We start from the raw sequence: 1744 nt of genomic DNA on the forward strand, positions 1-1744 counted from the left end.
CATCAGTATTCCTGTCGGAGAGGATCAATATGCGCACACCCTGATTCACAGCATCTGAGGCTTTTCTAAGGAGGGCTTCAAGGGCTTCTTCCAAACCATTGAGACCCCGGGTGGCCTCATAGCGCATTGTAATGGACAGGACCTTAAATTCGGGCCGTTGGCCAAACCGCTTTATCTTATCCAGATCCTCTTTGGAGATGACGGGGTTGTGAATCTTTAGTTTACGACAGTGTTCTGAGGTCAGGTCAAAAATGTTTTGGTCCCTGCCCAGGGTTAGGCTGATGTCACAAATCAATTCTTCCCTGATACCATCCAGGGGTGGGTTGGTCACCTGGGCAAAAAGCTGCTTGAAATAATTGTAGATCAGTTGTGGACGATTCGATAGCACGGCAACAGGTGTATCGGCACCCATAGAGCCTATAGGTTCTTTGGCTTCGCGAGCCATGGGTAAAACAATATTCTGAATCTCTTCCTGCGTATAGCCAAAGGCAATTATTCGTTTTGCCAGGGGTACCTTATCTTCCTGCAGGGGTGCTTTGCTGTAGGGTATGTCTTTGAGCTGGATCAGGTTTTCCTTCAACCATTTTTCGTAGGGAAGTTTACATGCAATAGCTTCCTTGACTTCCTCATCATTGACGATTCGTCCTTCTTTCATGTTCACCAGAAACATCCTCCCGGGCTCCAGTCTACCGTGAAAGGCCACATTTTCCGGAGCAATATCCAGTACCCCAGTTTCAGAAGACATGATCACGTACCCATCTTTGGTGACGGAATAACGAGAGGGTCTGAGGCCATTACGGTCAAGTACGGCTCCGATGTAGTTCCCATCAGTGAATGGGATGGAAGCCGGACCGTCCCAGGGTTCCATAAGGCATGAATTGAATTCGTAGAACGCCTTTTTGGATGGGGACATGTCCTTATTTTTTTCCCAGGCTTCGGGTACAAGCATCATCATGACCTCGGGCAGTGACCTACCACTCATTAGCAGGAGTTCCACCACCATATCCATTGTGGCTGAATCTGATTTACCGGGAAGCACCAGGGGGAGGATTTCCTTCAGGTCTTCTCCCAACCAGTCGCTGGCCAATAGCTCTTCCCTGGAATACATCCGTGAAATATTACCTCTCAAAGTGTTGATCTCGCCATTATGGCACATATATCGAAAGGGTTGTGCCAGGTCCCAGGTTGGAAACGTATTGGTTGAGAACCGCTGATGCACTAGGGCCAGGCGAGTGACTACCCTCGGGTCCTGGAGATCCAGGTAGTACTTTTGAATATCCAAAGGCATCAGAAGTCCTTTGAAGATGATGATACGCGTGGACAAACTGGGCAGGTAGAAATAATTGCTTTCTGAAAGCCTTGAATCGCAAATAGCGTGTTCGGCCCGTTTACGGGCAATGAACAGGGCTCTTTCCAATTGGAGTGGATCCTTCGGGGTAAAGAGCGGCCGGATAAACACCTGTTTCACGTGGGGTTCAGTCTCAGCAGCGATCCGCCCGGGTATCGTGGCGTCTACGGGTACATCGCGCCATCCCAGCACCTCGAGATTTTCTTTGCCGCAACTCTCTTCAAAAATGCGAATACAATACCCCTGCTGATTTGTGCTCGGTGGCAGGAAAACAATTCCAGTCGCGTATCCTCCGGGGTTCGGAAGGTCGAAGTCGCATACATCTGTTAAGAATCCATGGGGGATATCGATGAGAATGCCCGCCCCATCACCGGTTTTTCCATCCGCACTTACAGC

Annotated in this window: 1 protein-coding gene; it reads right to left on the minus strand. The window is 49.5% G+C overall.

The annotated features are described in order from the left end of the window. The coding region (locus tag WBV75_RS11025; protein WP_424120658.1) for a glutamate synthase central domain-containing protein at positions 1-1744 on the minus strand (1744 nt) is incomplete at both ends.

Source organism: Robiginitalea sp., from assembly GCF_049588695.1.
GTDB lineage: Bacteria > Bacteroidota > Bacteroidia > Flavobacteriales > Flavobacteriaceae > Robiginitalea.